General features: G+C 37.3%; 18 protein-coding genes. 2 read left to right on the plus strand and 16 right to left on the minus strand.

All coding sequences use genetic code 11. The annotated features are described in order from the left end of the window. The 6 genes from AC1DG9_RS07855 to AC1DG9_RS07880 form a co-directional block, all read right to left on the minus strand. On the minus strand, positions 1 to 1675 hold a 1675-nt coding region (locus tag AC1DG9_RS07855), incomplete at its 3' end, for a SusC/RagA family TonB-linked outer membrane protein (protein ID WP_477634478.1). 219 nt (positions 1676 to 1894) lie between these two features. Then, positions 1895 to 4579: a ligand-binding sensor domain-containing protein gene (locus AC1DG9_RS07860; RefSeq protein WP_477634479.1), complete on the minus strand. Its 2685-nt coding sequence runs from the start codon at positions 4577 to 4579 to the stop codon at positions 1895 to 1897. Between the two features lie 92 nt (positions 4580 to 4671). Then, positions 4672 to 7440, minus strand: a complete 2769-nt coding sequence (locus AC1DG9_RS07865; protein WP_477634480.1) for an outer membrane beta-barrel protein — start codon at positions 7438 to 7440, stop codon at positions 4672 to 4674. Between the two features lie 50 nt (positions 7441 to 7490). After that, complete coding sequence (locus AC1DG9_RS07870; protein WP_337716460.1) at positions 7491 to 8351, minus strand: hypothetical protein; 861 nt, start codon at positions 8349 to 8351, stop codon at positions 7491 to 7493. Positions 8352 to 8492: 141 nt separating this feature from the next. Next, entirely contained in the window at positions 8493 to 9509 is a 1017-nt protein-coding gene (locus AC1DG9_RS07875; protein WP_172659572.1) for a cytochrome d ubiquinol oxidase subunit II, read from the minus strand. A 4-nt stretch (positions 9510 to 9513) separates the two neighbouring features. Further along, a complete protein-coding gene (locus tag AC1DG9_RS07880; protein ID WP_288880995.1) occupies positions 9514 to 10842 on the minus strand; it encodes a cytochrome ubiquinol oxidase subunit I in 1329 nt (442 codons plus the stop codon). Positions 10843 to 11121: 279 nt separating this feature from the next. Here AC1DG9_RS07880 and AC1DG9_RS07885 point away from each other — a divergent pair, with 279 nt between their 5' ends. Next, positions 11122 to 11904, plus strand: a complete 783-nt coding sequence (locus AC1DG9_RS07885; protein WP_288880998.1) for a hypothetical protein — start codon at positions 11122 to 11124, stop codon at positions 11902 to 11904. Between the two features lie 5 nt (positions 11905 to 11909). On the opposite strand, the gene AC1DG9_RS07890 is transcribed toward AC1DG9_RS07885, so the two are convergent. Further along, positions 11910 to 14474, minus strand: coding sequence for a M1 family metallopeptidase (locus AC1DG9_RS07890; RefSeq protein WP_288881000.1), 2565 nt, complete (start codon positions 14472 to 14474; stop codon positions 11910 to 11912). A 117-nt stretch (positions 14475 to 14591) separates the two neighbouring features. On the opposite strand from AC1DG9_RS07890, the gene AC1DG9_RS07895 reads away from it, so the two are divergent. Next, the gene (locus AC1DG9_RS07895; protein WP_246269407.1) at positions 14592 to 15440 is read left to right on the plus strand and encodes a DUF2911 domain-containing protein; all 849 of its coding nucleotides are present in this window, start codon (positions 14592 to 14594) and stop codon (positions 15438 to 15440) included. A gap of 67 nt (positions 15441 to 15507) precedes the next feature. Here the strand turns inward: AC1DG9_RS07895 and AC1DG9_RS07900 are convergent, their stop codons facing one another. The 9 genes from AC1DG9_RS07900 to AC1DG9_RS07940 all read right to left on the minus strand — a co-directional run bounded on the left by AC1DG9_RS07900 (position 15508) and on the right by AC1DG9_RS07940 (position 23978). Beyond that, a complete protein-coding gene (locus AC1DG9_RS07900; RefSeq protein WP_477634481.1) occupies positions 15508 to 16536 on the minus strand; it encodes a sialidase family protein in 1029 nt (342 codons plus the stop codon). Between the two features lies 1 nt (position 16537). Further along, on the minus strand, positions 16538 to 18250 hold the full coding sequence (locus tag AC1DG9_RS07905; RefSeq protein ID WP_172659567.1) for a sodium:solute symporter family protein: 1713 nt from the start codon (positions 18248 to 18250) through the stop codon (positions 16538 to 16540). Continuing rightward, positions 18247 to 18396, minus strand: coding sequence for a hypothetical protein (locus AC1DG9_RS07910; protein WP_172659566.1), 150 nt, complete (start codon positions 18394 to 18396; stop codon positions 18247 to 18249). Before AC1DG9_RS07910 ends, AC1DG9_RS07905 begins: the two co-directional genes overlap by 4 nt. Positions 18397 to 18408: 12 nt before the next feature. Next, a complete protein-coding gene (locus tag AC1DG9_RS07915; RefSeq protein WP_288881006.1) occupies positions 18409 to 20847 on the minus strand; it encodes a PIG-L family deacetylase in 2439 nt (812 codons plus the stop codon). A gap of 122 nt (positions 20848 to 20969) precedes the next feature. Further along, on the minus strand, positions 20970 to 21569 hold the full coding sequence (locus AC1DG9_RS07920) for an LEA/WHy family protein (protein ID WP_172659564.1): 600 nt from the start codon (positions 21567 to 21569) through the stop codon (positions 20970 to 20972). A gap of 47 nt (positions 21570 to 21616) precedes the next feature. After that, positions 21617 to 22048: a DoxX family protein gene (locus AC1DG9_RS07925; protein WP_172659563.1), complete on the minus strand. Its 432-nt coding sequence runs from the start codon at positions 22046 to 22048 to the stop codon at positions 21617 to 21619. Positions 22049 to 22098: 50 nt separating this feature from the next. Then, a complete protein-coding gene (locus AC1DG9_RS07930; RefSeq protein ID WP_048906972.1) occupies positions 22099 to 22704 on the minus strand; it encodes a TetR/AcrR family transcriptional regulator in 606 nt (201 codons plus the stop codon). A 132-nt stretch (positions 22705 to 22836) separates the two neighbouring features. Beyond that, entirely contained in the window at positions 22837 to 23439 is a 603-nt protein-coding gene (locus AC1DG9_RS07935) for an alpha-ketoglutarate-dependent dioxygenase AlkB family protein (RefSeq protein WP_172659562.1), read from the minus strand. A gap of 17 nt (positions 23440 to 23456) precedes the next feature. After that, a complete protein-coding gene (locus AC1DG9_RS07940) occupies positions 23457 to 23978 on the minus strand; it encodes a DinB family protein (RefSeq protein WP_172659561.1) in 522 nt (173 codons plus the stop codon). Positions 23979 to 24111: the final 133 nt, after the last annotated feature.

Below are 24111 nucleotides of genomic sequence, written 5' to 3' on the forward strand. Positions count from 1 at the left end.
CAATAATATTGTTGAATGTCACATTTAAAGTTTTGACATTTTCATCAAGATAAATTCCCTGACCAACTATAATATTCGCATTATGCTTTCCAAACGTTTTTGAATAACTCAACGTGTTTTCAAAATTGTAATTCAAAACATTGTTCCAATTACGTACAAATGAGTTTTTAGTTCTGATATTGGATGAGTYTAAATAGGCAACCGGATTAAATGCATCATCGCCATAAAATGCAATCTTGGTTCCTAACGTTGATCTAAAAACTAAATCTTTAATAGGCTGTAGTTCTGCAAACGCATTTCCAATTATGTTATGATCCCAGCCATAATTCCCAAGTTTTGTTTGAATATAAGCAAGGGGATTAAYTAATTCCTGGCCAACCCAAGGTGATAATCCAAATGGGTTTCCACTTTTATCTCTTAAAACATTTGGTGTTGTATATGGTGGTTTTGAAATAAGATCCGGGTTGGTTTCAATCGCCGGAGTGGTTGGATCTAAACCAATAGCAGAACTCAAAGGCCCTCCAAATTCATTATTTGTATTACCTAAGCTGCTATTTACAGAATGGCTATATCCTAAATTCTCTCCAACAGTTAACCATTTTGCAAGCTTATGAGTAGAATTTAAACGAATATTCGCTCTGTTCCATTTTGAAATCGGACTTGCAACTATACCTTCCTGCTTTATGTATCCGAAAGATGAATAAAATGTAGATTTCTCTCCGCCGCCTGCGATACTAAATTCATGGGTTTGTCTCCTCGCATCATTGTTAAATATGATATCCTGCCAATCGGTTCCCTTGCCTAATGCTGCGGGATTCGCAAATGGTAAAGTTGCATTAGGGTCTGTATTTTTTGCCGCTTCATTTCTAAGTGTAGCATACTCCGATGCATTTAACAGATCCAAAGTTTTTGCAGCTGCAGAAGTACCGTAAAATCCATTATAGTTAATTTGAAGAAGTCCGGATTTACCTCGCTTAGTAGTTACTATGATAACACCATTTGCAGCACGGGCTCCATAAATAGCTTGCGATGCTGCATCTTTTAAAACTTCTATAGATTCGATATCAGATTGATTTAGGTATCCAATACCTCCATTATCTACAATCACTCCGTCAACCACCCATAGAGGATTGTTGTTACCATCTTTTGCAAAGGTAGTATACCCCCTAATCCTTACCGTGGCTGCACTTCCCGGTTGCCCGTTATTTGTTGCTATGGTTACTCCGGAAGTTCTGCCCTGTAAAGCCTGTTCGACCCTATTTATCGGCATGCTTTCCAGGTCCTTAGCTTTTACACTTGAAATTGACCCAGTAACGTTACTCTTTTTCTGAGTTCCATAACCTACTACTACTACCTCTCCTAATGCAGTAACGTCTGTCTCTAATGCAATGTTAACAGAGGAGCTATTAGTTACGGTTATTGTTTGTGAAACCATCCCCAATTGGCTGATGATTAGTTTTGACCCTGCAGAGGGAACCGCGATCCTAAAATTTCCGCTGGCGTCTGTGAGCGTTGCTTTTGTGGTGCCTTGTAATGTTATGGTAACTCCTGGCAATGGTTTTCCATCGCTCTTGTCTGTTACCTTACCCGTTGCTGTTACTTCCTGTGCCATTGAGGCAAATGGGGACATAAGAAGACAGCAAACGAAGAAAATAAGTGTAAGACTTCTTTTCATACAATAAGATTTAGTTTAGTTTATAATTGGTTAATTTGGCTTCCACCTGGCGGTTTCAGCTAACTCAAATCTATACCTGGAAACGGTTTTTATAATATTTCCATACCACTACACTACCCCTACAAAAAGAAATTCAAAGGCATTATCGCCATACAAGCGCCACTACATCGCCACTACAGCGAGCAACTAAACTCCTGATTTACAATACAGTTATTTTAATCAGGAGCCCTCAGCAGTTCTTGATATCTGGATAAGGAAATCATATAGATTAGTTTCAGACTGAATATGCAGTTTCTTCCTTAACCGATACCTTCCTACCTCCACTGCTTTTATTGTAATGTTCATGAGCTGAGCAATTTCCTTGGTAGAAAGGTTCATTTTAAGATAAGCACATAATTTAAGCTCATTAGGTGTGAGCTCCGGAAACTGATCTTTTAGCTTATTAAAGAAATTAGTATTAACAGTATTAAAATGGATTGAGAAGTTTTCCCAGTCCTGATCACTCTTTTCAACATCTCTTATGAGTCGGATCAAGTGTCGGAAGCTGGGGGAACTGTCGTTGATATCGTGATTTTTAATTACAGCAGAAATCACCTCTTTTATTTTAGCCAGCACCTTGCCTCTCTGGACCAGATGCATAGTCATATTAGATAGCTCTCTATTTTTATAATTTACATCGGCTTCCAGTTTTTCGTATTCTAAACGGACGATTTCTTTTTCGCTACGATCCATTTCAAGCTGATGAAGATAGCTTAATCTGGTCTGGGCTTTGATATGTTTCTTCTTTTGCCACTTAAAGAACATATAGATAATTACGCCCAGGAGCAATACATAGAACATATACATCCATATCGTTTGATACCAGGCAGGCAAAATTTCAAAAGTATACCCCACAACTTCAGACTCGTTGCCAAAACTATTTCTGGCTCTAACATTAAATGTATACTTCCCGGCAGGGAGGTTAGTATAATCTTTTTCACTTTTTTGCGTCCAGGACGACCATTCTTTATCAAAGCCAACAAGTTGATAACCGAATTCAATATTTGCCTGATGCTCAAATAGTGTAGATGAATATTCAAAATGAAGAGAACTGTACACTCCACCAACTATTTTACCATCTAGCTGAGGAAAATAATGTATTGTAAATGATTTTGTAGTTGTTGGATGTCCAAAATCTAATATTCCAACTTTTTTATCTGAGACAAACCATAAGTTTCCTTTAGAATCTTCTTTAAGATATTGGATTCGCATTTGCTTTAATGCTTCGCTAAGTAAGACAAAAGGCTTAAAATTATCTTTTGCCGCATCATATTCATATACACCATTTTTAGTTGCGACCACAACCCGATTCTTTATTTTAAAAATGTAATTATACAAATGTGAAGGCAGCCCTTGCTTATCTGTATAGATGGTATATTTTTTTATTCTTTTAAAATCTTCAGACAATTCAATTTTATATACCCCGTGATATGGATGCGATGCCCATAAATTATTGTTGACATCAAATGCGATAAACCTTAAGGATTCTGTACGCCCTTCAATTTTGCCCTGATTGGTAAAACTTCCATTTCTATAACTTATTTTCTGAAGACCCAGATAGGTGCCAGCTATAATATCCTGTGAAGGATAAACCTCTGAAGTTGGTTCAAACAACCATGTTCCCGGCCGATTATATATTTGATGGGCAACATCATTTTCAATTTCAAAAAAGCCATCCTCATGCCCCATTAAAAGTTTGTTGTTGATTTCGCTAAGATTCCAGACCTGCCCTTTAGAGTTTTTAACTTCCGTAAATGCTTTGGTCGACAAACTTAAATCAGCAATACCATCTTCAATTTCTGTTACATATAAGCCATTAGATGTTCCGATATATAATTTCCCATTGAAATTACGTATAGCATAGCTTGTTATCTGTTTATTCTTATCAGGAAATATGCTTTTTACTGCGCTGTTAATGGCAACATAATCAATCCCATCATTCAGTGCTAACCAAAGGTTTTTGCTCCTATCAGTAATAAAGCCTCTTACATTGTTATTCTGTAAACCATCCTTATAGGTATATTTTTGTAAAACCTTCCCCTGTTTGTTAATAATTAGAACCCCTGCAGAGGTAGTTCCAATTACGTACTTATTACTGTCTATCCTATCAGCACCATAAATCCTGTCGTTATAAAATATCTGATCCAGGGCTGTTGGTTTAGGTGTAAGTTTTCCGTTGTGCATTAAAAAAAGTCCATTTTTTAACGTGGCGACCAGCATGGTGTCTTTATTGTATTCTATTATGGAAGTCACCGCAGATTTTAGCAACACTGGATCTGAACAATATGGTTTCCAGATCTCACCGTCATAAATCATTAATCCATGCCCTTTAGAATGAGCAAAAAACTGATGATTACTCTTACCTGCAAATTGCCATTCTATATCTGGTTTATAGGTTTTTACAACCCCATCTTTATAATAAAGAATAACGCTGGTTGTTCTGAAAACTACTGCATCATCTATAATAGCAACATTCCATATATCGGCAAAACTTCGGTATTTTTCGGGGATGAGAGGGATAATTGAATGATATTTCAATATTCCATTTTTCTCTGGATAAAAATATCCGGCTTCATCCTGTCCCCCAATAAAGATCCTATCTTTCGAATCTATTTCAACAGATCTTACAGAAGTAAAATTTGGCAATTTAATAAGATTCCAGAACCTGCCATCAAACCTCAGTAAACCTTCATTATTGCCAAAATATAAAATACCGTTCTTGTCTTGAGCAATATCCCAATTCTGCATTCCGGCTTTATACTGGTCATTATTATAGTTAAGTATTTGAGGTGTGCCAATTTGGCCCAGACCTTCAAAATGGGTAAAACAATATAGAATTAGGATGATTAGTAGAGTTTTCCTCATAAATTACAACAGACAAAAAAATCCGCATTTGGTTAGCTACCCAAAATACGGATTTTTGATCAACATAGGTGTCTCACCTAAAAAATCAAGTCCTACATAAAGCTTCCGTCTCCGCGACGCATAATGCCTCTACCACCACGTCCTTGAGAACCAGACCATTTTTGCAGTCTCATACTCAGTTTAAGCATAAAGTATCTACTGATGGGATTTACTCTTGTATTTATATAACCGCCATCATCTGGTTGCTGTGTTCTTAGAAAATTATTCTGATTTAAAATGTCAAATGCCTGAAAAGTGATCTGGCCTCTCCGGTTAAACAGTTGACGTTCCAAACTCGCATTTATCACTAAAGGGCTATTATTTGTATTTCCGACTATACCATTTATGAACTGCTTACTGCCATTGTAACCCAACATCCATACATCCCATAAATATACTCTTCCATCTAAATTAAGAGAAAGCGTGTTAATTTCATTATTACCGKAACGAAGCGTTGAATTAGATTTTTCATTTTTGTATCCGATGTTCGGATTGATTTCGAACCACTCCGTAGGATTAATTTTTGGGCCAAAGCGCTGATCGAAAGAAGTAATATCAGTAGTATTCAAGATACCGTCCCGCATACTCAGGCTATGATTATAACTCACCGTACCATTAAGTTGCAAATTATACTTTCTGTTGTTGAGTTGCTTACTGATGTTGTAATTACCGGTTAGTCTATACACTCCACTAACATTCAAAAAGCGTGTTTCATTAATTTTACTGCCAGGGAGGTTTGGATCTGGATTGTCAACAGTTGCCACATTTCTGATTACAGCGTTTTCCGTATATGCCCCATTTACGTTTAGTGAAAGATTGAGCTTGGAGTTTGCAATATAATTATTATAATCACCTCTTAAAGTATGCACAAAAGTGGCTATCAGGTCTGGATTACCAATAACCGGATTATTTGGATTTGTAACATCCCTTACCGGTTGTATCTGATCAAATGTTGGTTCTACTGCATTCCCTGAATAGTTCAAGGATATTCTTTGCTGTCTGCTCCAATGATATTCAAATCTTGCAATAGGGATCAGGTTAAAACTGGTCCGGTTTGTTGTCGTACCCAGACTTACTTTAGTTCCGGATAATAAAGCTGGCACACCTGTTAAACCAACAGAAAAACGAACTTTAGAAGCATTAGTCATTCCATATCTAAAATTCAACGCCACCCGGCCCTGTGTAAAGGAATAATTATAAATGTTGCTTAATGAATCTATAATATCTGAAACGCCGCCATCTAAAATATCCCTTGTCGTCGCGGTATTGTCATAACCATTGTAATTTATCTGGGCATTCACCTCGAATTGAGTATTGACTCCAAGAGGCTCCACATAAGTCATACTCCCGCGATAATTATCACGTCGATTCTTACGTGCTATGATCTGATTAATTATAGAATCTTTCCCGTCTTGCGCCGCTTCAGTATAAAAAGTTGTGAAATTGTATCTTTCCTGCTCATTATCCTGATTATTTTTATTCAAATCTATCTGGGTTGAAAAATTCCTTCTGTATTTTTTAAACAGATGCTGATAAAAAGCGGAAATACCAAATTGAGGCGCTGTGCTGGAATTTGAATTTGTTATGCGGCGGTCCTGATCCAGCCCCATTGAAAGACTACTCCCTCTTTGGCTTAAGGTGGAGGAGCCATTATTATCGGTAGAATTAGACTGGAAAGTCGGGACAACTTTAAGGTAATTACTTGAGYCCAGGTTTACTTCAAATTCAAGCTTAAAATTATGATTATTTGATTTTTGCAAGCCTGTATTTGAACTGTTGGAGTGCAATTGCCCATTATTTAAAATACTTAGGGATTCGGTCTCATTCAAATTGTCTCCATTGGAATTTTGAAATTGATAGCCCAAATTATAGTCTATTTTTTTCCCGATTTTATCACGCAAACTAAATCTGGCATTTGCATTCTTTGTCGTGCCACTTAATGCATTAAGATTAATTGCATCTTTATAATTACCGTTTATACCAATCTGTTGATTTCCGTTAATCCGCGTAGCAAATAATCCGGCTTCCTTTCTTTCCTTACTGCCTCCAGCGGTGTTCAGATTCACCATATTTCCAACAGACTTATCTGTTCTTGTAGTAATATTCAGTATTTTTTCAGGATCACCATCCTTTACGCCTGTACGGGCCGCCTGATCACCATAGTCATCAACAATCTGAATTTTATCAACGATTTCAGCAGGAAGATTTTTAATTGCATTTGCGATGTCACCTCCAAGATATTCCTTTCCATTCAATTTGGCCTTAGTAACTGCTTCTCCCTGATGGACTAAACTTCCATCAGTACCTACCTCCATACCTTCCATCTTTTTGAGCAGTTCGTCTACAGTAGCATTCTTTCGGACAATGTAATCGCTGGCCTTGTATTCAACTGTATCTGTTTTATAGGTAATTGAAGGAGTTCCATTAATAACTACTTCATTCAAAGTATTATGCTCTTCCTTAAGAACTATTGGATCCATCACAATCCTTGGGCTTGTGTCGTTTTGTTTAAAACGCATTGCTGGGGTATTAACATACCCAATACTCTGAACTACAATAATGTAAGTTGCTGACTTTACATTTCTAAAAACAAATACACCATCATTATTAGTACTGGTTTTTAGGGTATCCTTGTCGGAAGTTAAACTAACAGTTGCGCCAATTACTCCGAGGTCTGTAGAATCCTTTACAATTCCACTTATCTCACGCGTAGGCAAGGGTGGAGGAGGATTTTGTTGCCCCTGTGCATAAAGTACTACAGAACTGAATACCAGTAGAAATAATACAATAGCAGGTCTCAATGCATTATATAAATAATTCATTTTTTGTTTGTGTGGTTTATTTGTGTGTGAGTAGTATCTATGTATACAGCTTATTTAAGGATATATTTTCCCCAAAAATCTGTTGGGCTGGTTAATGCTTGAAAATCAATTCCAGAACGTCTAGGGCCGAAGTTGCCACCGCCACCGCCGCCTCTATTACCACCAAAACCGCCTCTTCCTCCTCCGTCGCCGTCACCGCCATCTGGTCTCTGAAATTGTAAACCATTCAATTTTATATTATATGCAAATTCCTTTGGTGCATCTTTCGAAATGCCCAACTCTTCAAATGGGATTGCCAATTCGTAGAAGAATGCTTTGTCATTCCCTATACTAGCAAATGCCTTTATACCTAAATCGTTATAAACGGAAATAAGGGTATCGGTTGTTTTTTTAAACCCGCTGATCTTAATTTCCTTGACCTGACTTAATTGCCTTTTTTGCATTACAGCCATCATAGAATCTCTTTGTTCAGGAGTTTGCGTTACCCCTCCGCCTCCACCCATTATGGCACCCATTTGGCGCCGTCCACCTCCCTGTCCACCACCTTGTGCGGGTCTGTTAATCAATGGATATGTAAGTGTAATGCTTTCCTTTTCTTTCTTTTTTCCTTCAGTATTTATAGCAAGCGTAATTCCACCGGCAAGAATCTTTGAATTATTTGCTATATCAGTTGATTTAATTACAAGGTATAAGTTCTTATCATCGTTACTTATTGTATATAAAATACTGGTCCGTTTATTTTCGGCCTGAAAGGTATCGTTCCATTCTGTATTTCTTCCATCAACTTTTATGTTAGTCGGAGCAGTTATACTGCCTTCCTGCACATCTTTAAGTTTTTGTGCTTGCACTGTCATGCAAAAACCAGCGAGCAATAAAGTATTTACTGTGATTTTTAAGAATATTGATTTCATATTTGGTGAAAGTTTGTCATTAACTATAGCTTTGGAATTATGACTCACTAAACTCGCTTAGGTTTAATCCTAATGAGCAAGTTTAGCGGTTAATATTCTTGTTACAATCAATTTTACAATAGCATTCCACCTCAATACAAATTAATGGGCTTCCTGTACTTCCTTTTTTTGTTGAAATATGTAGATCAGATAACCCAGGGCGGGCAGAATAAATATACTGCCAATCAATAAGGCGTAGCCTAATGTATCTATCGCCTTTGCTTGTCCCTGATGGGTAAGTAACGATAAATTCGCCCCATTTTTAAGGAGTACGATGTCTGGAAAATGGCTGTATGTGGCAGCAAATAAGATCATAGCAACCTGAAATCCTGCAAGCAAACGAAGCAATATAGGCTTCTTCCGCTGAAGTAAGAAAAACATAATAATCAATGAAATACTTGCAGCAATAATGGCGGTCAAACCCAAAGTGTCTCCAAAAATCCAACTTGCTAATGGGATGTTTTCATGATAAGCAGCAACAAAAACTAGTGCTCCACAAAACATAACCGTATAGATTGTTCGCCTTGCTTTTCCGATAAAGAAGCTTCTGTCATCGTCAGCCGCCTGCCCTATGATAAAAATAGTGGCCAAAAAACCACATATACTAACTGTAAATACCCCAACCGAAACAGAGAACCAGTTTAGCCAGCTAAAAACATAGGCGGAAAGAAAATCTTGTGCCTGAACATCTATTTGACCTGATACGGAACTGGCAGCAATTATTCCAAGGAAAAATGGGGTGATTAAGCTTGAATAAATAAAAATTGGGGTATATACTTTTTGCATATCATCCTTAACGGCATCATAGTTTCTAAATACGAAGGCAGTTCCACGGGCAATAATGCCAAGTAACATACATACTAATGGAATATGCAGATAGATTGAAACTGTAGTATAAATTTTAGGGAACCCAACAAAAAGGATAACAATAGCAATAATTAACCACATATGATTTGCCTCCCATATAGGGCCAATAGCTTCATACATAGTTTTACGCGTTTTGGATCGATTACCTTTGGAGGTAAACAATTCTATAATTCCCGCTCCAAAATCTGCACCACCTAATAAGATATATAATAGAATTGATGTCCACAGGAAAACAATAACAACATAGATCATAATATTAATTTTTAGGTAGTTTGGAAGTAGAATCATATAATTTACCAACCATCGTAATCTGACGGTACAGCAATAAACTCACTATAATTGCCAACGAAATGTATACACCAGTAAAGAGATAGAAGGAATAAGCAATTCCAGGCATTGGCGTTGCAGCATCCACAGTCCGCATAACACCGTTGATAATCCAGGGTTGTCGTCCAACCTCTGTTACCGTCCACCCTGCCTCCAAAGCTATAAATCCCATAGGAGTTGCAATTATAAAAAGCTTTAATAGCCAGTTACTATTAAGCCATTGTCTCTTTTTCCAAAGGGCTATAAAGTACAATAAAGCAATGAACACCATTGCCATTCCAAGTCCAACCATAATCTGAAAGGCATAATGTGTTACCGCTACCGGAGGTTGGTCTTCTTTTGGGATCACGTCGAGACCTTTAACTTCCCCACTAAAATTCCCTGTAGTCATRAAACTAAGCAGACCAGGAATTTTAATTGCGTAATCAACTTTTTTATTCGCTGTATCTGGTATTCCTCCAATAATTAATGGCGCATTTCTTTCTGTATGAAAATGAGCCTCCATAGCTGCGAGTTTTGCTGGCTGGCGATGAGCAACATCCTTAGCAGAAATATCACCACTGATAGGTTGCAAGCAAGCTGCAACTGTTCCAAATACTGCTGCTATTTTAAAAGCTTTACTGTGAAAGAGCACATTTTTCCCTCTAAGAATCATCAGGGCGTGTACACCTGCTACGGCAAATCCGGTAGATACAAATGCAGCAACCGACATATGGAGCGCCTGAGAAAACCAGGCATCATTAAACATTGCCTTTATAGGATCTATGTTTAAATACTTACCATCCACAAAGTCAAAACCGGCGGGGCTGTTCATCCAGGCATTTGCAGCAACCACAAGAATTCCTGACAATAACCCACTTATTCCTACAACAACACCAGTCACCCAGTGAAACCACGGATTTAACTTGTCCCATCCATATAAATAAAACCCAAGGGCTATCGCTTCAATAAAAAATGCCGTCCCCTCTAAAGAAAACGGCATTCCAAATATAGGACCTGCGTGCTCCATAAATGTTGGCCACAGGAGTCCTAGTTCAAAAGATAATACCGTTCCCGAAACTGCTCCCGTTGCAAAAAATATTGCAACACCCTTGCTCCAGGCTTTTGTAACGTCCTTATAGACAACCTTTTTTGTTTTTAGCCAGTAAAAATGAGCTACTGACATAAAAAAGGGCATCACCATACCAATACATGCAAAAACAATGTGAAAGCCAAGAGAGAAGGCCATCTGGAGTCGGGCAGCTAAAAAATCGTCCATAGTTAGGGTTTAATAAACGTTAGTCGCTAAAAGAAATAGTCAAGCAAAAGTACGTGTTTTAAGCACAGGAACCCAATTTCAGACCGTATTTCAAGCAATACTTTTATCAATATTTCAATACGCTTACAATTCTTTAAAAAGAATTATATTTCTTTAAAAGAACTAAAAAACAAACTAAAAAGAAAATAAATTTGTTAAAAGAGATATTTATAAATATGTTTGATACCTGTTGATCGCTAACATTTCAAAAGATAATGATGAATACATTAAAGTTTAGATATGTCCTTACAATTGTTGGAATTATATTTAATTGCCTCTTGTAAAAAGGCTAAACCTAGAAAAGAAGAAAAACCTGTAGAAACAGATAAACCGATTATTACAGATCCTGTTAAAAAACAATTTATCCCCATAAAACTGGAATCGGAAAATCTGATTATTAACCTTAAATACGTCGAAAACTCAGCTCTTATTTCAGAAGTTAATAGTTCCGATGGCTACAGTGTTAAAATAACTTACCGAGATCAATTACCCTTTGAATGTCTTAAATACAAAAGCAAAATACCTTTTAAATCTATTTATTTTAGAAAAACAGCCAATACAGATTTAAAGGTTACATTTTTCGATATAGATGGTAAAGTAGATACACCTACCGGTTCCCTGATGTTGACGAGAAATACTAAAGAACAACTGATTTCTATTCAAGCATCAGGCGACGGCCCCTCTTATCCATATAAAGAAAGTACATGGTCATATAGCTCAGCTGGAAATGTATCAGGTATTATCGTAAAAGGTTCTCCTAATGATGCATCTCCCATTAAATATACCCATGACGAAAAAAATGGAATCTTCAAGAATGTACAGCATGCTCAATTGCTATTTCTGGAAATGGGCTACAGCTTTTTTTGTGCCGATACAAACAACAGGCTAAGCTATTCAAATACACATAAACCGCTGGAAAATACCGATTTCAGTTATCAATACGATAGTGTTGATTACCCTAAACAGTTTACAATACTTCAAAGTAAGCAAACTTTTAAGATCACCTATACCGAACTTAAATAATGACCTTATTCTTTTAATAATTTTTGTGCTCTAAATAAATTATCAGAACACTGAAGAATTTTGGCCTTCAACTTTGGATTATAGCGGGGGTTCTTTTCCAAAAAGTCTTGAACAATTTTTAGGGCCTCCGCGCTCTGATAATACCCAAATGTAGATTGAAGCCAGTTTTGAGGAAAAAAGATATCTCCTGTTTTTTGTATTTCAGCCAACATATCCAGACTCTTCGCTAAATATTTAAACGAACTAGTTTGTCTTAGTGGGTGATGAAGATAATATAAGGCAGCCCCCACATTTGATTCCTTTTCTCTATTCGATTTTAGTTCAAGACTCTTAAAAAAGGCATCCCGTTTTGTTTCTGCAGAAGATACAGCTGGCATAATAAATTCAAATCTTTTTCGTCTGTCCCCATTACTTATTCGCTTAAGCTGCTTACCCAGAATCGAACTATCACCATCTCTCAATACAAGTGAAAAGGCCAATGAGGTATAATCATCTTCTGTCAGCTTTAATCCTGCAGGAATTTTCTGACTTTCCCAAATTCGGTGCAACTTTTCACCGGCGTTAGCCGATAGATATATGTCTTGGTAGGTTTTAAAAAGCACCTTCTTGTTATTAGGCAAACTTTGCTTCTGCATACTGTTCCACAAATTGCTCTCCAATGATGTGGATACGCCAGTACGTTCGGAGGCTGAAATGAGTCCCCAATAAATACTACTGATATAATTGGTCATCAGTTTGAGGTTTAGCTCTTCTTTTTCCTGATCCAGCCCTTTTACAAACAGATTTAACAGGTCCGATGGTTTAATATACCTCCCACTTAACATATTCTCATACAATGAAATATAGGCAGCAGCCCTGCTCAAAGGCTTATCAACCAAATATATCTCATTAAACATTTTTTTATCCAATGGCCAAAGACCATACCCCTGTCCTGATGAGTTAAACAGAACAAAAGATGGCACATCCATTCCTTCAGCAGCTTTTAATCTAACTTCTTTATTATTGAGGCTCACTGTTAATTCTTTACTATAACCAGGATAATAAAGAGTTACTTCTATTAATTGTGGCCAAATCCTATTTGCCCCATACTCTGGCTTCTGCTTAATTATGAACTTACTAATTTTATTACCTACAGCTTTAACCGTATAGTCAACCAAAGGTCTTCCCGCCTCATTTACCCAGACCTTATTCCATTTATTTAAATCATGCTCCGAATGTTTATCAAGGATTGTAATTAGCTCTGGCCAGGAAGCATTTTTATTCGCAAATTTCTTCAGGTATTCCTGCACACCTAATTGAAATTTCTCCTTTCCCATTAAACGCTCCAACTGTCTCATCATTATTGGAGCTTTATGGTAAATGATATTTCCATAAAGTGTTCCTGCATCTTTTAAATTATCTAAATCTTGTCTTATTGGATTTGAACCCGTAGTACGATCTACCCCATAAGCTGCAGGGAAATGATCTATCAAAAACTTAAGATCAAATGCTTCTTTCCCAGTAATATTTTCCGCACTCTTATCAGCCATAAAATTTGCAAAAACTTCTTTCATCCAAACATCTGTAAACCAGTTCATGGTAACCAAATCTCCGAACCACATATGAGCAGTTTCATGAGCAATTAAGTTATTGCGACCATTTAGTTGATCCTTAGTAGCACCTTCATCGAGAAATAAGGCCGACGACTTATACTGAATTGCACCTACATGTTCCATACCTCCAAACTGAAAATCCGGAATAGCCACAAAACCAAATTTTTGAAAAGGATAAGGAATTCCAGTCCACTGTTCCAGATAACTCAATGACTTCGAATGAATGTTAAACACTTCATTCAAGCTGTTTTTTATAATTAACGAGTCAGTTTCTCGGTATAGAAAATCGGTCAGCATGTTTCCGACTTTACCATTTGCAAGTGTAAACTTTCCTACCGCAAAAGCAAATAAATAAGTACTTAAGGTATCTGATGTATTAAATCGGTAGGTTTTACAGTCGTTTGTAACAACAGAATCTTTTAACCCAGCATTAGCCAAAGCATTCCAATCCGCCGGAATTTTTAAAGTGAGGTTATATGTTGCTTTTAAATCAGGCTGATCAAAGCAAGGAAAAACTGTCCGCGCTCTATCCGGAACAAACAAAGTATATAAATAATCACTGTTCCTGTTAAGTGCAGCCTCACCAGCCTCAAAACTCAAACCTATTATATTCTCTCCTTGCTTTAGGTATTTAGAATCTATAATCAAGTGTTCTTCCCTATGATCCACCGCTACAGAAACACCGTTTACTTCCAGACTTTTTATCTTTTTAGCATCCTCTCTAAAATCCAGCTGCAATGGATATTTAGTCGATCTAAGTTGAAATGCTATTTCTTCTGTAGCATTTATAATCTCACTCCTATTCTTAGGAATATCCAGTCCGATTTTGTAGTTGATATTACTTAAAGTCAATTTGCGATAAATAGCCAGCTTTTTGGAGACTCCCGTCTCCAATATTGGCTCTGAGAAATATTTCGCACCAGAACAAGAAATAAGAAAGAGCGCTAAAATTGCTATTGTATTACGCAAATTGACCATAGCAACGAATTTAAGATTTTGTTGAATTAAAGCATCAAATAAGTGGTAATTTAGCGTCAACAAAACTTAGATCAGCTCTGTTCAAACTGACTGATCACCTAAAACAAATTTATGATCATGAAAAAGACATTAACAACAGTACTGCTTATTGCGCTAACGGTATCATTACAATCTGAGCTTAAGGCACAAGGTGTAAAAATGCCTCAACCAAGCTCAGGGCAAACCATTTCTCAGGATTTTGGTCTGGGTAAAGTAACTATCAGTTATTCTCGTCCAAACACTAAGGGACGTAAAATCTTTGGCGGATTAGAACCATATGGTTCTGTATGGAGAACCGGTGCTAATTCTGCTACTACCATCGCTTTTACAGAGGCCGTTAAAATTGGAGGAAAAGATCTTGCTGCCGGAGAATATGAATTATTTACCATTCCAGGAGAGAGTGAATGGACCGTAATCATAAACAAAGGATCAAAACAATGGGGTGCCTATGAGTATAAAGAAAGTGATGATATATTGCGCATAAAGGTTAAGCCAACTAAACTTAAGGAGAAAGTAGAAACATTTACTATTCAATTTGCCGATGTTTATCCAAATACTGCCAAATTGCAGTTAATGTGGGAAAATACYGCTTTAACGGTTGATTTATCTACTGATTTTGACGCCAAAGTGATGGCAGGTATTGATGAGGCAATGAAAGGAGAGAAAAAACCTTACTTTCAGGCTGCATACTATTACCTTGAAACTGGAAAAGACTTAAGCAAAGCACTTGAATGGGCTACCGCTGCTGAAACTGCAGATCCTAAAGCGCCATGGGTTAAATTACTAAAAGGACGTGTTCAATTAAAATCAGGAGATAAGAAAGCTGCAGCAGCCACTGCAGAGGAAGGCATAAAATTAGCCACTGAGATTAAAAATCCTGAATATATTAGATTACATACTGGCTTATTAGCTGAGACTAAAAAATAATATTATCCAAAAACATAAATATAAGACAGGATACCATAAATCAGCATCCTGTCTTATATTTATCAAATTATTCAAGCACTATGTGCTTAATATTCCTTCTATCAAATGTATAGCTGATATGAACCTTGCCATCTTTAGTCTGAATTATTGACGGATAACTGAACTCCTTTTTAGTATCGCCATCTTCGAGCTTTAGAATATCATTCCATTTTTCCCCATCTTCCGACAAAGCGACGTTTRATTTATATCGCCCATTAAACCATTCCTTACCTGGAACAGTTGGATTATAAACAATCATATGCTTACCGTCTTTCAATGTTTGAGCATCAGTTCCTGAATTAGGATTCATCAAAGTGGTAGCGCTTAATTTACCCCATGTTTTCCCACTATCTTCCGACCACGATTCAACAACGACCCCCTGTTTACTTCGACATAATATCTGAAGTTTATTTCCCCCATGAATCAATATACTTGGCTGGATTACATCAAATCTACTATCTGCATCAACAGGTATAATCGCCCATGTTTTACCTCCATCTCCAGACCGTTCTATATGCACACTCCACTTATCATCAGTTTCAGTACTTGATGGAGACAAAATTGTCCCGTCAGCTAACTCAATAGGTTTATTTTTTATTGGTCCCAACACCCCTTCCGGCAAACGGGTTTTAGCAGACCATGTTTTGCCATTATCATCAGAAGTTCGCACCATTCCCCACCATTCTCTTGGCGAGGGCCCTTCTTTATAGAACAAAAAAAGTTTTCCCTTCTTTGTTTTAAATAATACCGGATTCCATAAAGGAGAAGACCATTCACCATTCACTTTACCATCGGCAACGGCAACAGGGCTAGTCCATTTTCCCTGTTCATTTATAGATAGCCAGATCCTTACATCTTTACTTCCTTCATGACTACCACCAAACCATGCAGCCATTAATTTTCCTCCATCAATTTCAACCAATGTAGATGCATGGCATTGATCAAATGGGGGATTGTTAAATATCAGTTCATCAGTTACCTTTTTCCATGCATGCTGTCCAAATACCGTAACAGTAGAAACAGTTAAAACAAAAGCAGTTAAAAAACTTCGTATCATATTAAATATTATTTTTCTCCCCGGCAATTCCTGTTTTCTTCATCATACTCTGAATAATTACCGACAAAAGAACTACCAATAAACACCCAATCACATTTAGCCATAGGTAAGCAACAAGATCAAGTTTACCAATAATTATAATCACCAGTTCCGTTGCTAAAGCTGCAAAAAACACAGCCCTACCATTTACATGCCGTACATAAAAAGCAACTAGAAAAACACCAAGTATGGTACCATAAATATAAGAACCAAGTATGTTCACAGCCTCCAGCAAATTACCTATCTTACTTGCGTAAAGTGCCATAACAATGCAAATCACACCCCAAAATACTGTTGCAAGTCTGGAAGCCTGCAAGTATTCATGATCTGAAGCATCTTTCTTAATCAGACGCTTATAAATATCAATCACTGTTGTGGATGCCAATGAATTTAGGGCACTGGCAGTAGATCCCATTGAAGCGAGAAATATGATCGCAATCAATAATCCTATAAGTCCCTGTGGCAAATATTGAGTTACAAAACTTAGAAATATATAGTTATTATCTTTTGTATTTGCATGCTCATCATTCTTAACCATTAAGTCAGTAGCTTGTTTTCTTATCGACTTCTCCTTCTCGTCTGCCTGTTGCAATGCCTTTCTCTGCCGGTCAATCAACGATTTATCATCTTTGTCCAAAGCAACATTCATTTTATTAACCTCAACTTGCTTTTCTTTAAAAGCCACATCATAGTCGGCCTTTATTTTATTCAGTTCAGGATTATATTTACTATTCTCCAGCTTGTTCAGCTCAAAACTGTTAAAGAATATGGGTGGTTTATTATATTGATAAAAAGTAAAAACCAATACGCCTATCAGCAATATCAGGAACTGCATAGGTATTTTAACAAGGCCATTCATCAATAAGCCCAGTCTGCTCTGACTAACAGATGCGCCAGATAAATAACGGCCAACCTGACTCTGATCAGTTCCAAAATACGATAATTGTAGAAAGAAACCTCCCAGTAAACCTGTCCATACAGTGTATTGATTATTCGGATCAAAGGTGAAGTCTATCGCATTTGCCCTACCCATTTTACCAGCTATATTTATCGCTTTCACAAAGCCAATATCTGCAGGTAGTAAATGAACTACCATAATACCCGCAGCAAACAAACCACAAAATATAATGCTCATTTGAAGCATCTGCGTATAGGAAACTGCTTTTGTACCCCCATAAACAGTATAGAACACCACTAAGCTTCCAATAAACAAAGTAGTGTAAGTAGTATTGATATTTAAAATAGTAGAAAGGATAATTGAAGGGGCATAAATGGTAATACCAGTAGAAAGTCCTCTTTGCACAAGAAAAAGAAATGCGGTTAAAGCCCTTGTTTTAAGGTCGAACCGCTGTTCAAGATACTCGTAAGCGGTATATACCTTTAAACGATGAAAAATAGGCACAAACGTGATACACAAAACGATCATTGCCAATGGTACACCAAAATAAAACTGTACAAAGCTCATCCCCGAAGAATACGCCAAACCAGGTGCAGATAAAAAAGTAATTGCACTGGCTTGGGTAGCCATAACTGACAGACAAACATGGTACCAAGGCAAAGATTGGTTACCCAGTAAATAGCCCTGAATGTTTTGAGCCCCACGGCTTTTATAAATGCCGTAAACTACAATTACAACGAGTGTAAGAATTAATACTGCCCAATCTATAACACTCATTCGAAGTATTTTGTAAATGCGTAAAAAATCAGGATCAGAAATACAAGCCAGCCTATCAGTAACCGGTAAAACTGTTTCCAGGTTTTAACAAAAGGCGGCAACTCTTGCTCTGGTTTCTCTGGTACCGGGTTGTCATGTTCTGCCATGCTGTTATTATATTACTTCTTAACTGATATTAAATTCACAAAGAGTCTATAAGCACCCGGCACGCCTGCGGGCAGTTGTCTGAAAAATGATAAACCAGTATAAACAAATCTACCCTTGCCATAATCTGCAATAATTAAAGACCCTGTCTTCTCACCTTCACCATCATCATGCATGCTCAAAAGGGTCCTGTACTTTTGATCAACATCGGTAACAAAATACAATCCTCGCTCCTGTACCCAGCCTTCAAAATCTTTATCTGTAATTTTATTCGGATAGTTCAAAGCAGGATCATCAGATTTTAGTATTGTAACTTTGGCATCTTCCTCTGTTACCCTATCTCGAGACAGGCCAAAAGGGTATGGACCTAAGTTATCTAGTCGCAAAGGGCCATTTACATTATACTGAATCAGTAAAGTCCCACCATCATTTACATACTTCATCAGTTTGGGCTGCATGCTTTTAATCTGTTCACTTACATTATATAACCTAACACCAGCAATTATTGCATCGAATCCTGAAAGATCTCCATTCACAACCTGTCCTGCGGTTAGGTTAATTACCTCGTAACCAATCTGTTTTAATGACTCCGGAACTAAATCTCCCGCTCCTGCTATATAACCTATGCGTTTTCCTGCCAACTTTAAGTCTACCTTATCCACCTTTGCCTCAGCAAATGGAAAAAGTGTTTGAGTAGGAATATGCTCATAGTCTATTACATGCAAAGCACGATTGTATGTTTTGCCATCAACAACAACATTTAAAACTAAATTACCGTTAATGGTACTCCCTGCTGGGGTAATTGTAAATTCAACGGTCTGTTCTTCACCTTTTTTAGCCAGGTTAAAGCTAATATTTTCAGGAGCAACCTTCCATCCCATTGGAATTGCGGGCTTCAATACTCCTACTGCATTATCCTTAAAACTTCTGAGCTGAATAGCTATTCTTTTAGGCTCATTATTAATAAAAACAAATGCCTTTTCACCCATAGTAGCAGTTACAGGGGGCGCAATTACTAAAGGTTTATAAATTTCACCACGTACCTGGTCCGTATATTTATAAACTACAGGTCGTTTCTTTTCAATCACCTGATCACCTATTTTGATCCGGAATAAACCGCTTAAGCCTATTGGATTTTCTGCAAGCCCAATCTTTGACAATGAATCAACTACATACGAACCTAAAGTATGTCTCTTTTCCAGCCAGTAAGGCTGAGTAATTTTTATACCTGAAGTTGATATAGTTTTATCCTGAGAAACAAATTGATTAGGCGGCAAATCAAAAGAAGCTTTGCTATTAATTTCCTCAATACTCATCTTTAAGGGGAAACCTTGTTTAGCCCTTGCAATAGCCTGTATTCTAACGTCAACAGGAGCATCTAAAGCATAAGATGAACTTACCGCAGCACTTTCAAACCAGATTCCCGCACAAGCCAGGATCAAGTCGTCCAGCAAATCTTGTTTAAAGGGCTTTCCTTTTACCAGTTGCTTAAGCTTTAAAAGTTTTATTACCGATTTAGATGGATCGGCAACATCGTATTCAGCATTAATTTCAGAAACAAGTTTTTGTATCTCTCCATTTCCAGGATTCCGATTAAGGGTAAAATCTACGCCCTCAAATATATCTTTAGACGCCTTCTCACCAGCTACATAACTAAAAAACTCTATAGCTGATCCACGTTGTCTGGAAGAACCAAAGCCCTGGCTTCTATGATTAGATCTACTTTCGGCAGCAATCTCTCCATAGCTTTTACCCAACAGAGCATTATAACCGCCCACATCAATTTTCAGCTGATCATCTGAAGTGGTATTATTACCTCCAAAATTAAAGGTATTCCAAAGAATGCGTTTTGCCTGCCATGGCTTTACAAAAGCAAGCTGTTCAGGAAATTGCTTAGGATCAGCAGCCGCTACAAAAGCTTCATGAGCCAATATTGCAGAACCAGAATGGTGTCCGTGACCTGCGCGTGAATCTTCAGGAAAGCGGGTAATGATCACGTCAGGCTGAAACTTACGAATCACCCAAACTACATCGGCAAGTATTTTTGATTTATCCCAGATCTTAAAACTCTCATCAGAATTCTTCGAAAATCCGAAGTCGTTTGCTCTTGTAAAGAATTGTTCAGCACCATCTGTACGTCTGGCGGCCAGCAATTCCTGAGTACGGATCAACCCAAGTAATTCAGCCTGTTCATTACCTATAAGATTTTGTCCGCCGTCGCCCCTGGTTAATGATAAATAACCGGCTCTAACTTTTTTCTCTTTAGCCAGATAGCCTAGTAAGCGGGTATTTTCATCATCAGGATGTGCAGCAATATATAAAACACTGCCAACAACATTTAATCCTTCAAGGCCTTGTTTAATCTCAGCAGCATTAAGTTGCTGCATATTTTGGGCTTTAATTAACGAAGGAACCAGCGCAGTAAGCAGGAGTAAGCATAAACGTAACTTCATATACATATCTTAGATTACATTTTATGTAACCTCAAGATAGCCCGAAAATAATTAAAAAACATTAATCCGAAGTGTTATTAAAAACTAAACTCCGTAACAATCATGCAAAAATACTACGGTTCTTATAGGAGAATTTTGCTGCTTACTTCTTTATCAATAGTAATAAAGCCCGGATATTTCACTAATCCACCGGCAACTTTAATACTTGGTCTGATTTTAAGTGTAAGTATCCCTTTCTTTTCGGGTCCATTCTTTCCAGATTGAATAAACTCAGTGATTTCCCTCATTACCTTGCTATCGGAGATAAACGGATAGATATTTACTTCCATATCAACCGGGACTACCGTAGCCTGTCCCGCAGCAACATTTACTTCCTGATTTACAAAACCGGCAGCAAGTTCTTGTCTGTTAATCAATATTTTGTACTCAAACTGATTAATAGAAGCATCATCACCGGAAGGATTTTTTACTTCCAGGTTCAACCGAGCTCTTAATGGAACATCTTTTCTCAATAATCCCAGAGCAAGTCCCGGAAGGCTACCCAAATTAATATCCTGATTGCTGATCATCTTTTTCACATCAGCTCCTGCCAGAGTAATCTCATCAGCCGAAGTGATCCTATATTTACATCTTTCAAGTGCTTTTATTTGTCGTGCCTGTTTGTTTATACCACAACCAGCTACCCCTATCGCCATCAGGCAAACTAATAATATCTTTTTCATAACAGCTATAACGGATTATTCAGTAAAATTATACAAATCTTTTTTTACTACCGTCTGCGGCCATTCATATTGCGGCTTATTAAATGATCAATGCTATACTTACCTGAGCCAGCAACAAGTAAAAACAAGTAAGTAAGCAGGTAATGAAATGCAAGTTCTTTCTTCTCAAATGCATCTGGTGCATGAATAATAAGACTAGCCACAAGCATAAGTATAATCAGAGGTATTACTGCAAATCTGGTTCCCAGACCTAACAAAACTAAAACGGAACATACAACTTCAGCAAACACGGTTAATACCAGAGAAGCTGTTTGACCAAGACCTATAGGATCTGCAAACTGAATCTCACCTCCTGCCAAAAGCCATGGTAATTTTTGAAGACCATGCGTAAGCATAAATGCAGCAATAGCAATACGTGTAATAAGCAGCATAAAATGTACGCCCTCATTGTTGAAATTAGTGTTAAATAGTTTTCTCATGTTTAAACTTTCAGTTTTTCAGTTGATGCTAAATATATAAATTTTGGTGATTATTTAATTGTAAGTGATTTAATAAATCCCGAAATTGCATCCTGAAGGATTAATTTCTTCTCCGGATCGGGCTTTCCTACTTTCTGGATCATCTCTATTGAAACCAAACCATGCAGTATTGAGAGATAAGTATGGTACTTTAGAAAATAGTTGGTTTCGGTATTATTGCTCGAAGCAATTGCTTCCTGAATAGTTGTGATCATAATACCAGTCATGTATTTCATTTCGGCAATTTGATTTACCATTTCACATGCAGGTATCCCAAGGCCAAACATCAACTGATAGTATTCCTTGTGTTCAAAAGCAAAATCCCAGTAAGCATGAGCAATGGCCTCCAGTTGTTCTGATGGCTCAGTATATTTATTCTTTACTTCAAGCAGCGCATCTGCGAGTTTTTGAAATCCCTCTTTAGTAAATTCCAAAAGAATAGCCTCCTTATTCTCGAAATGATTGTAGATAACCGGAATACTGTATTCGATGGCGTCGGCAATTTTACGAATAGATAAAGATTGCCAGCCATCAGTTAGCACTTGTAGCCAGGCAGCTTCAAGTATGCTAGCCCTGAACTCTTCCTTTTGTCTGATCTTACGTTCTGCGATTCCCATACTAGTTTAATTTTAGTTAACAGTGTTAACAAAAGTAATGGGTTTAAGATACAATTAAAACTTGAAATGTTTTTCTGACTTAATTACAACAATATTTTTTTCCAATGCGTATAAAGCGAATAACTAAAGCCACTAAGTTTTAATCGTTCTAAAAGTCAAATTAATTCTAGGTTGGGTTTCAATTACCGTCTTCGGAAGCCTGTGCTCCCAATAATGCTGGGTCTCTCCTTTCATAATCAGCAAGCTGCCGTGGGTTAATTCAATAGAAACGATTGGCAGTTTATCTTTGTAATTTCTGAATTGAAAAATTCTTGATGCCCCAAAGCTAACAGAAGCAATCACAGGAAATTTACCCAGATTCCTTTCATTATCTCTATGCCAGCCCATATAGTCCTTACCATCGCGATAGTGGTTCAACAGGCAGGCATTAAATTTAGTATCAAAAGCTGTTTCAATATTTTCTTTTATTCTCTGTAAGGTCGATGTCCACGGCAAAGCATTCATGGTAATACCAGAATAAGTATAGCTAACATCCTCATCCCCATAAAAGGCGGTAAAACGAGGCTGAAGAACGGTTTTTCCGAAAATCTTTATGGGCTCCTGTTTCCATTCGGTTTCCTCAGTTAACTTATCCAGATACATATAACTATCATCCTCCATAAAAAAACCCGGATGAAAAAATGCTTCCCCGGGTATTGTTAATAGATTTACATGATCACCATAGATTTTTTCCATGGATGCAATTTAGGCAATTAATCTCTGTTCCAAAATGCAGGCGGCTCTATACCTAGACTACGCAAATACACAGTGGCCTGCGCACGATGATGAATTTCGTTATCGATAAAATAAAGGATAATACCATACGCCTCTCCTTCATATTGACCAAATGCCAATACTACCTCCTGAAATTTCTCTTCTGGAATCTGTGCCCAGTAAGTATTGATCTCATCTGTTATCCTATCCCATTCCTTTAACAGCGCTTCCTTGGAATTCACTTCAGTTTTTCCTGTGTGATGATCCATTTCATTAATGGTTGTCCACTCGTCGGTAGCAATGCCTTTCACCCCCGGACCAGACATGCTGGTAATTTCACTTATTAAACCGGCAAACGGACGCATCCCTCCAACAGAATAATTAAATAATTTATCTTCCGGAAAAGCCTCAATCACACGTCTTGTAAGTCTGCGGTGGCCTTGCCAATGGTCTAACAAAGCATTAGAGTTAATAAATAAAGGCGTCAAAACTGTTTCTGCGGTTGTGTTAATCGTAGTCATAATGTAGGGTTTTTAGTGGTTAATCTCATTTCTTATACAAAGAAAACCACCTCCACTGACAACCCTATGGCAGTCTGTTTTTAAATAAAAAAATTAACTACATTTGTAAAAAAATAAAATCATGCTACGTCTT

It is taken from the genome of Pedobacter sp. 05L430, from assembly GCF_056397585.1.

What these genes read in the sequence shown, in the direction of transcription:
- AC1DG9_RS07870 (WP_337716460.1), bottom strand. Translation starts at nt 8,351, where the DNA reads ATGAAATCAATATTCTTAAAAATCACAGTAAATACTTTATTGCTCGCT.
- AC1DG9_RS07885 (WP_288880998.1), top strand. Translation starts at nt 11,122, where the DNA reads ATGTCCTTACAATTGTTGGAATTATATTTAATTGCCTCTTGTAAAAAG.
- AC1DG9_RS07905 (WP_172659567.1), bottom strand. Translation starts at nt 18,250, where the DNA reads ATGAGTGTTATAGATTGGGCAGTATTAATTCTTACACTCGTTGTAATT.
- AC1DG9_RS07910 (WP_172659566.1), bottom strand. Translation starts at nt 18,396, where the DNA reads ATGGCAGAACATGACAACCCGGTACCAGAGAAACCAGAGCAAGAGTTG.
- AC1DG9_RS07915 (WP_288881006.1), bottom strand. Translation starts at nt 20,847, where the DNA reads ATGAAGTTACGTTTATGCTTACTCCTGCTTACTGCGCTGGTTCCTTCG.
- AC1DG9_RS07925 (WP_172659563.1), bottom strand. Translation starts at nt 22,048, where the DNA reads ATGAGAAAACTATTTAACACTAATTTCAACAATGAGGGCGTACATTTT.
- AC1DG9_RS07930 (WP_048906972.1), bottom strand. Translation starts at nt 22,704, where the DNA reads ATGGGAATCGCAGAACGTAAGATCAGACAAAAGGAAGAGTTCAGGGCT.
- AC1DG9_RS07935 (WP_172659562.1), bottom strand. Translation starts at nt 23,439, where the DNA reads ATGGAAAAAATCTATGGTGATCATGTAAATCTATTAACAATACCCGGG.
- AC1DG9_RS07860 (WP_477634479.1), bottom strand. Translation starts at nt 4,579, where the DNA reads ATGAGGAAAACTCTACTAATCATCCTAATTCTATATTGTTTTACCCAT.
- AC1DG9_RS07920 (WP_172659564.1), bottom strand. Translation starts at nt 21,569, where the DNA reads ATGAAAAAGATATTATTAGTTTGCCTGATGGCGATAGGGGTAGCTGGT.
- AC1DG9_RS07875 (WP_172659572.1), bottom strand. Translation starts at nt 9,509, where the DNA reads ATGATCTATGTTGTTATTGTTTTCCTGTGGACATCAATTCTATTATAT.
- AC1DG9_RS07940 (WP_172659561.1), bottom strand. Translation starts at nt 23,978, where the DNA reads ATGACTACGATTAACACAACCGCAGAAACAGTTTTGACGCCTTTATTT.
- AC1DG9_RS07890 (WP_288881000.1), bottom strand. Translation starts at nt 14,474, where the DNA reads ATGGTCAATTTGCGTAATACAATAGCAATTTTAGCGCTCTTTCTTATT.